The following is an 8,461-nucleotide window of genomic DNA, read 5'->3' as shown; positions in this document are numbered from 1 at the left end:
TACTTTGTGCTTTTTGTCAAAAAAACTTTTTTTTTGCAATAAAACTACACAAAAAAAAGATCATCGTTGTGGGTGAAATTGACTGATTTACCCGTCTTAATTAGGATCACCTTCTAGGTGTGGCAAGGGTTTCAACCATTGCTGCCCAAAAAAGCACAGAATAACCCATTATGAAATTCAGTAAAATCGCTGTAACCATTGTAACATCGTTGTTAAATAAAAATCTTTCTCAATTAATTCTTAAGAATTTGTAAATATTGCGGAATGTTAATTTAAATATTCTCAAGTTTTTGGAGTCAATAAATAATTTTTGCTTATCTTTTATCAACAGAGGCAGTCCCAATGAAAAAATTTTCACCCCCACAGATGAAAGAGGTTTCTTTCCCTACACCCTACACCCCACACCCTACACCCCACACCCCACACCCCACACCCCACTGAAAAAGCTCCGGCGTTCGATCGCCCGGATAGATGGTCGGGGATTTGGGTTAGGGTAGTAAAAGATACAGATTACCCACCCTTGCAGACCAACAATTATGACGAACACCAGTAACCCGCTGCTTGCCGGTCAAGGATTACCGGCTTTTGACCAAATCCAACCCGGCCTAATTGTCCCTGGCATGACGCAACTTTTGCAGGAACTGGCCAGAGAATTAACCGATCTAGAAGCGCAGATTGCCCCCACCTGGGAAAAATTAGTCGAACCCCTCACCCGGATCGAAGAACGTTTAAGCTGGAGTTGGGGGATTATCGGTCATCTGATGGGGGTAAAAAATAGCCCGGAATTGCGTCAAGCTTACGAAACCGTACAACCACAGGTAGTCGAGTTTATTAGCCGTTTAAGCCAAAGTAAACCCATTTATGAGGCATTCTCGTCCCTGCGTCAAGGGGAAAGCTGGGGGCAATTAGACGAGGCACAACAGCGCATTGTCGAAGCTTCCCTGCGGGATGCCCAATTGGCCGGGGTGGGATTGGTAGGGGAGAAAAAAGACATATTTAACGCGATTCAACTGGAATTAGCGGAAATCACCACGAAATTTTCTAATAACCTCCTCGATGCCACCAAAGCTTTTCAACTAAAACTAACAACCCCAGCAGATATCGCCGGTTTACCCCCTAGTCTCCTCAGTTTAGCCGCCCAAACCGCCCGGGGCCAAGGGGAAACTAACGCCAGCACCGAAACCGGCCCCTGGGTGATTACCCTCGATTTTCCTAGTTATTTCCCCTTTATGAAGTACAGCGATAATCGGGAATTGCGGGAAAAACTCTATAAAGCCTACGTTAGTCGGGCTGATCTGGGAGAATTGGATAATAATCCCTTAATCGATCGCATTTTGCAACTTCGTCAGGAACAGGCCCATCTTTTAGGTTATAGTACCTACGCCGAGGTCAGTCTTGCCAGGAAAATGGCCAATTCTGTGGATGAAATCGAGAAATTGCTTGACAATTTACGCCAAGTAAGCTATGAAGCGGCAAAACAGGATTTAGAGGCCTTAAAAACTTTTGCGGGAACCGACGATCTCAAGCATTGGGATATAGCCTATTGGTCAGAAAAACAGCGTCAGGCCAAGTTTAACTTTAGTGCCGAGGAATTACGCCCCTATTTCCCCCTACCACGGGTTTTAGAAGGCATATTTAGCCTCGCTAAACGGATTTTTGGGGTGGAAATTATCGCTGCCGACGGTAAAGCACCTATCTGGCATCCTGATGTGCGTTATTTCCAGATTAACGACGAAAAGGGCGAAAAAATCGCCTATTTCTACCTCGATGCCTACAGTCGTCCCGCCGAAAAACGCGGCGGTGCTTGGATGGATGTCTGTATCGGTCGGGCCAAAACCGGTGCCGAGGTGCGTTTACCTGTGGCTTATTTAATCTGCAATCAAACGCCTCCAGTGGACGGAAACCCCAGTTTAATGACCTTTGAGGAGGTAACTACCCTATTTCACGAATTTGGCCACGGTTTACAGCATATGTTAACCACTGTGGATTATTCCGGCGCGGCGGGTATTAATAACGTTGAGTGGGATGCGGTGGAATTGCCCAGTCAATTTATGGAAAATTGGTGTTATGATCGCCCTACTTTAATGAGTATGGCCAAACACTACGAAACCGGTGAAACTCTCCCCGAACATTACTATCAAAAACTGCTCCTAGCTAAGAATTATATGAGCGGTTCGGCTATGCTGCGTCAGTTACATTTGTCTTTAGTAGATTTGGAATTACACCATCGTTATCAACCCAATGGCGGCGAAACTCCTAAACAAGTCAGACAGCGTTTAGCGGCGACGACGACAATAATTCCTCCTCTACCGGAAGATGCTTTCTTGTGTTCTTTTGGGCATATTTTCGCTGGCGGTTATGCGGCGGGTTACTATAGTTATAAATGGGCAGAAGTCCTCAGTGCCGATGCTTTTGCCGCTTTCGAGGAAGTGGGATTAGATAACGAAGAAGCAGTGAAAGCGATCGGCCGCCGTTTTCGCGATACTGTCTTAGCTATGGGGGGAAGTTCTCATCCTATGAATGTTTTTAAGGCTTTCCGCGGTCGCGAACCTAGTACCGAACCTCTCCTCCGTCATAGCGGCTTATAAAAGTAGGGTGTGTTAGCGTAGCGTAACGCACCAAAAACTTTTCTTTGTGGTGCGTTACAGCAATATTTAGCTCTTGATTTTTTCCCTAAAAACAAGGGATTGCCTAACGCACCCTACTGGATTGTTTCAGCTAATTTGGTGTATTAGAAAAATGCTATAAATTCTATAATCTAAGATTTTAAGCCGAAATCTATTGCCCTATTTTAGTTGAAACAGTCCACTACTTAACTTAACTGCTGAAACAATCCAGTAGTAACGCACCAAAAACTAAATTATGACTCTTAAACTATATTATTGTCCTTGAGTAAAAAATGCAAGTTGTAGCCGTGCAAAGTATAAACAATTTCTGCTGATTAAATTAAATGAAGTCCTAGAAGCTCTTAACAAATTTTACATCGTTGGCTATAATGGTCTTCGCAAGGAAATTTTGGCTACTCTGGCTGAGTTGAGAATTAATGAAGTCGAAGGCGAAGATAGAGAAACTAAGAAAAATGTATGGCAAAAATTACATGAATTTTTAACAAAAATAGTTCCAGAAAAAGCACAAAAGATTAATCCGTCAATTAGTCTCCCTGTCAATGTTTATAAGCTTGGAGAAATGTTCAATATTTTGCCTCCAGGTAATTAACAAAAAAGGGTTGCTATCATATTTAAATCTTAGATTTTGGTGTGTTACACTTCGCTAACACACCCTACTGTATATTTTTATTAAGAATTATCCGTCCCTTGTAACATTAAATCTTAATTCTTAACAAATTACCCTAGATTCTCAGAGAAAAACTGATTATAATAAAGGGAACTGAACAGAACTGCTCGATCGATAGATAACTGATTAATTAAAGTTTTATTACTTTTGATGGACTGGGATTAAGAGAAGTAAATTTATTCTCGATCGCTCCCTGAAAGTGAGAAGAAATAGTTTTAATAAACAAAGAGTTTTCCACTTGGCAAAAATCCTCTGGGGGCAATACACATGGAAGTTATAACCGAGACAATTAACCCAACTTCGCTCGAACGGGAACCGATCCATCTCTATAACCGAATTCAACCGCACGGGGTGCTTTTAGTTCTCAGCGAACCGGAGCTAAAAGTCAGCCAAACTAGCAGTAATAGCCGCAGTTTATTGGGTATTTCTACGGGGGAAATTATCGGTAAAACCCTAGAGGAAATCTTCGATCCCTTTCAGATCGATCCTCTAAAATCAGCCATAGAAAATAACGATTTTGATGCTATCAATCCCTCCAAAATTTGGGCGCGGGTTAAAGGGGATGATTTTGCCGTCTTTGATGCTATTTTTCACCGCAACGCCGAACAAATGCTGATTTTAGAGTTAGAACCAGCTATTTCCTATGAAAACATTCCTTTCCTGAGATTCTATCACCTAGCCAAAACTTCGATCGATAAACTTGAAGCCACCCGTAGCCTGAAAGATTTCTGTAATATCATCGTTAAAGAAGTCAGAAAAATGACAGGATTCGATCGAGTTATGTTATACAAATTCGACGAAGAAGATAACGGTGATGTGATAGCAGAAGACAAAATAGAGCAACTAGAACCCTATCTCGGTTTACGTTATCCCGCTTCCGATATCCCTCTCCCGGCACGAAATTTATTAAGTGCTAATTGGATTCGACAGATTCCCGATGCTACCTCTGAACCCGTCGATCTAGTGCCTAGTCTTCACCCCGAAACTCAACAACCCTTAAATTTAACCCTGTCCAGTCTTAGAAGTGCTTCTCCCTGTCATTTAGAATACCTGCATAATATGGGAGTGGGAGCATCTCTAACCATTTCTCTGATTGAAAATAAACGTCTCTGGGGCATTATTGCCTGTCATCACCGCACCCCCAAATATGTACCCTACGAACTCCGTAAAGCTTGTGAATTTTTGGGACGAGTAATTTTTTCGGAAATATCGGCACGGGAAGAAACCGAGGATTATGACTATCGAGTAAAATTAAGCTTTGTGCAATCGCAATTAATCGATTATATGGCGGAAGCTAATAACTTTATTGATGGATTAATTGCCCATAAACCGAATCTGCTCGATCTAACTAAAGCCACGGGAGCCGCTATTTGCTTAGGTGGTAACTATACCTTAATTGGAGTAACACCGAGCGAAGAAGAACTCAACTATCTGATTACTTGGCTAGAAAAAAACGTCCATGAAGATGTTTACTATACCAATTCCTTACCGCGAATTTATGCCGATGCGGGTAAGTTTAAAGACATTGCCAGTGGTTTACTAGCAATTCCCATTTCTAAACGTAATTATCTCCTCTGGTTTCGTCCGGAAGTAATTCAAACCGTCAACTGGGGTGGTGATCCGGGTAAAGCGATGGAAACGACTGCCATAGATGGTGATATTCGTCTCTGTCCGCGTAAATCTTTCTCCCTCTGGAAAGAAACCGTTCGCCTCAAATCTTTACCCTGGAAAGCAGTAGAAATCAACGCCGCACTAGAATTACGAAAAGCGATCGTCAATATCATCTTAAAACAAGCGGATGAGTTGGCACGTTTAGCGCGGGATTTGGAACTATCAAACGCCGAATTAAAAAAATTCGCCTACGTCGCCTCCCACGATTTACAGGAACCCCTCAATCAAGTCGCCAACTATGTGCAGTTGCTAGAAATGCGCTACACCGAAGAACTGGACGAAGATGCTAAAGAATTTATTACTTTTGCCGTCGAAGGTGTCAGTTTGATGCAAACATTAATAGATGATGTGCTGGCTTACTCGAAAGTGGATATGCAGGCGGTAGAGTTTAATACCATCGATGCTAATCTGGCACTGGAAAAAGCTCTCGCTAACCTGAAAGGGAGAATTCAGGAAAGTCAAGCTATAATCACCGTTGATCCTTTGCCAATTGTCATGGCAGATAAAACCCAGTTAATGCAATTGTTCCAAAATCTCATCGGTAATGCCATTAAATTCCGGGGAAAAGCAACTCCCACTATTCATATTGCTGCCCAACGTCAAGAGGAGGAATGGCTGTTCTCTGTCACCGATAATGGAATTGGTATCGATCCCCGATTTTCCGAACGCATTTTCGTGATTTTCCAACGACTACACACCCGCGACGAGTACCCCGGCACAGGTATGGGTTTGGCGATTTGCAAGAAAATTATCGAGTGTCATCGCGGACGAATTTGGGTAGAATCCCAATTAGGTAAAGGAGCGGTTTTCTGTTTTACAATTCCCCTAGGAGGTGACGAGCGTGAGCGCTGGCGAGGACGTGCCACACAAAATTATCTTATTAGTGGAGGACAGCAAAGCTGATATTCGCCTCATCCAGGAGGCATTAAAAACTAGCACCGTCCCGCACGAATTAGTTATCGTTAGGGATGGTGTCAACGCCATGGATTATCTGCGTCGAGAAGGGGAGTATATCGATTCTCCCCGTCCTAATCTGATTCTTCTCGATCTGAATTTACCCAGAAAAGACGGACGGGAGGTGTTAGCGGAAATCAAAAACGATCCCAGTTTAAAAAGAATTCCTGTGGTGGTTTTAACCACTTCTCGCAACGAGGAGGATATTTTTTATAGCTATGAACTGCACGTTAATTGTTATATAACCAAGTCGCGCAATCTCAACGATTTGTTCAAAATTGTCAAAAATATCGAGGCTTTTTGGTTAGAAACCGCTACTTTACCCGGGGAGTGAATCATGATCAGTTATCAGTTATCAGTTATCAGTTATCAGGAGTCGGTCGTCAGCAGGCAGGAGGCAGGAGGCAGGAGGCAGGAGGCAGCTTTATTCTCCCCACGCCCTACACCCTACACCCCACACCCCACACCCTACACCCTACACCCTACACCCTACACCCTACACCCCACACCCCACACCCCACACCCCACTTCCTAACCTCCCAAATCTCTTTAACTCTTGATTAAAAAATGGGACTCTCGCAGGATATAAAAGTTCTTTTAATCGAGGATAATTTAGCCGAAGCTCGATTATTAAAGGAAATTCTTAAGGGTAATGAAAAAAAAGAATTTCATCTGGTTAATGTCTCAAGATTATCCGAGGCTATTTCTTTGTTACAACAAACAGATTTTGATGTAATTTTATTAGATCTAACTTTACCAGATAGTCAGGGTTTGCAATCCTTAGCTCCCCTTTTAATTACGGCTCCGAAATTGCCAATCGTGGTTTTAACTAATACTAATGATGATAATTTGGCCTTGCAAGCACTGCGTCAGGGAGCGCAGGATTATTTAATTAAAAGAGAAGTAAGTTTAGAAATTTTAACTCGATCGCTATGTTATGCGATCGAGCGAAAACAGATGGAGGAAGCTTTACGAGAATCGAACGAAGCTTTAAAAATGAGCGTGATTGAACGCACTAATCAACTGGAAAAAGCTCAGGAATTAAATCAGTTAAAAACTGAATTTGTTTCCATGTTATCCCACGATTTTCGCAATCCTTTAAATAAAATTTTACTCTCGGCTGGATTATTAGAAGAAAGTCGCGATCGGTTGACAAAAGATCAGCAAGTTAGCTATTTTCGCATGATTCGATCGGCCATTAAAGACATGGATCAATTGCTCACAGAAGTTTTATTAATTGGCCGGGCCGATTCCGGGAGATTATACTGTCAATTTGATCTGGTGGATTTGCTGGATTATTGTCAGAAATTGGTAGAATCTTTTACGGTTAAGCCAGAGCCGCAATTAGCAATTATTTTCCAAATTGAGGGCAGCTTAGAAAGAGGACTTTGGGATATAAATTTAATTAAACATATCTTGACAAATTTACTGGGAAATGCTCTCAAATATTCACCCCAAGGCAACCCCGTAGAATTTAAGATTATTGTCGAATCCGAGCAGGTAGTCTTTAAAATTATCGATCGAGGAATTGGTATTCCCAGCAAAGATAAAGAAAATTTATTTAAACCTTTTTATCGCGGTAGCAATGTCGATAATATTCAAGGAACGGGATTAGGATTAGCCATTGTCGGACGCTGTGTGGAAGCGCACAAAGGACAAATTTACCTGGAAAGTGAGGAAGGAAAAGGCACAAAGATCACGGTGATTTTACCGATTATTACCGACATTGAACACCTAAATTGAGATGAACAATAGGGTGGGACCACAATTTTTTTTCTGCTGCCCTCGCTCCCTATCTACCTAGGGTCTGCTGAAAAAGTTTTTCCTAGAAGCAGGGTGTAAGGTGTAGGGTGTGGGGTGTGGGGTTTTACCGATTTTGAGGGGGTCAATTACCTAATTTTCAGGGAAAAAGTACCTGAATTTCCCCCTGATCACTCCCATGCCAGGCACTTTTGGATTTCAAAAAGGTCTAAAAGTCTTATCCAACAAGGTTTTTAGATTTATTCAGCAAACCCTACCTATTTCTTGGATCAAGGGAACGAACGACAAAAATACCGATGGCTTTGTCCACTTTAGTGATATATTTTTCTAGGTCTTTAGCAATGGTAACTTGACCAGCAGGAGAGGCATGAATTAAGCCAATTTTGCCATCGGGAAAGCGATAAACTAGACCGGTATGGGTGGTATCTAAACCAGGGATATTAGTCACGACACCGATAATATCGCCAGCTTGCAGTTGTGGATAAATATCTTTAATCTTAGCGGTGGGAATATAGGTTAAGGATAAGCTTTCTAATTGCCGTTCTAACTGTTGAATACAATCGTAATTACTTTGAGTTTTTAACTGGGGATATAGATGGCGGTTTTTGCTGATAAAGTTGAGCTTTTTGTTAAGAGTAATTCCGGCTCTTCGGGAATTGTTATGCAAATAATTAACTTAAAATAAAATTCGATGAGAGCGCCTACGCTCAAAAGTAGCTGAAATCCATACAGGGAAGGACTTAAGGCACAAACAGGTTAATACCAAAAGATAGACAATTGA

General features: G+C 42.0%; 7 protein-coding genes. 6 read left to right on the top strand and 1 reads right to left on the bottom strand.

Annotated elements, in window-relative coordinates:
• The first annotated feature begins 257 nt into the window (after positions 1 to 257).
• The 6 genes from O9295_RS27995 to O9295_RS23550 all read left to right on the top strand — a co-directional run bounded on the left by O9295_RS27995 (position 258) and on the right by O9295_RS23550 (position 7,662).
• A complete protein-coding gene (locus O9295_RS27995; protein ID WP_502846520.1) occupies positions 258 to 497 on the top strand; it encodes a hypothetical protein in 240 nt (79 codons plus the stop codon).
• Positions 498 to 536: 39 nt separating this feature from the next.
• Positions 537 to 2,588, top strand: a complete 2,052-nt coding sequence (locus O9295_RS23570; protein WP_288035737.1) for a M3 family metallopeptidase — start codon at positions 537 to 539, stop codon at positions 2,586 to 2,588.
• Between the two features lie 427 nt (positions 2,589 to 3,015).
• Positions 3,016 to 3,216 (top strand): hypothetical protein, encoded by a 201-nt coding sequence (locus O9295_RS23565; protein WP_288035736.1) that lies wholly within the window; start codon positions 3,016 to 3,018, stop codon positions 3,214 to 3,216.
• Positions 3,217 to 3,561: 345 nt separating this feature from the next.
• Positions 3,562 to 5,868, top strand: a complete 2,307-nt coding sequence (locus tag O9295_RS23560) for a sensor histidine kinase (protein WP_288035735.1) — start codon at positions 3,562 to 3,564, stop codon at positions 5,866 to 5,868.
• Positions 5,807 to 6,253 (top strand): response regulator, encoded by a 447-nt coding sequence (locus O9295_RS23555; protein WP_002777485.1) that lies wholly within the window; start codon positions 5,807 to 5,809, stop codon positions 6,251 to 6,253. Before O9295_RS23560 ends, O9295_RS23555 begins: the two co-directional genes overlap by 62 nt.
• Before the next feature lie 233 nt (positions 6,254 to 6,486).
• Entirely contained in the window at positions 6,487 to 7,662 is a 1,176-nt protein-coding gene (locus O9295_RS23550; protein ID WP_288035734.1) for a hybrid sensor histidine kinase/response regulator, read from the top strand.
• Positions 7,663 to 7,933: 271 nt separating this feature from the next.
• On the opposite strand, the gene O9295_RS23545 is transcribed toward O9295_RS23550, so the two are convergent.
• Complete coding sequence (locus O9295_RS23545) at positions 7,934 to 8,347, bottom strand: N-acetylmuramoyl-L-alanine amidase-like domain-containing protein (protein WP_288035732.1); 414 nt, start codon at positions 8,345 to 8,347, stop codon at positions 7,934 to 7,936.
• Between the last annotated feature and the right edge of the window lie 114 nt (positions 8,348 to 8,461).

The organism is Microcystis sp. LE18-22.4A (assembly GCF_027531105.1).
Classification (GTDB): Bacteria; Cyanobacteriota; Cyanobacteriia; order Cyanobacteriales; family Microcystaceae; genus Microcystis; species Microcystis aeruginosa.
The sequence above is the reverse complement of the archived record's forward strand: the minus strand, read 5'-3'. Positions and strand labels throughout refer to the sequence as shown.

Bases quoted from the DNA above. Each gene is read 5' to 3' on its own strand.
- O9295_RS23570 (WP_288035737.1), top strand. From the start codon at position 537: ATGACGAACACCAGTAACCCGCTGCTTGCCGGTCAAGGATTACCGGCT.
- O9295_RS23560 (WP_288035735.1), top strand. From the start codon at position 3,562: ATGGAAGTTATAACCGAGACAATTAACCCAACTTCGCTCGAACGGGAA.
- O9295_RS23550 (WP_288035734.1), top strand. From the start codon at position 6,487: ATGGGACTCTCGCAGGATATAAAAGTTCTTTTAATCGAGGATAATTTA.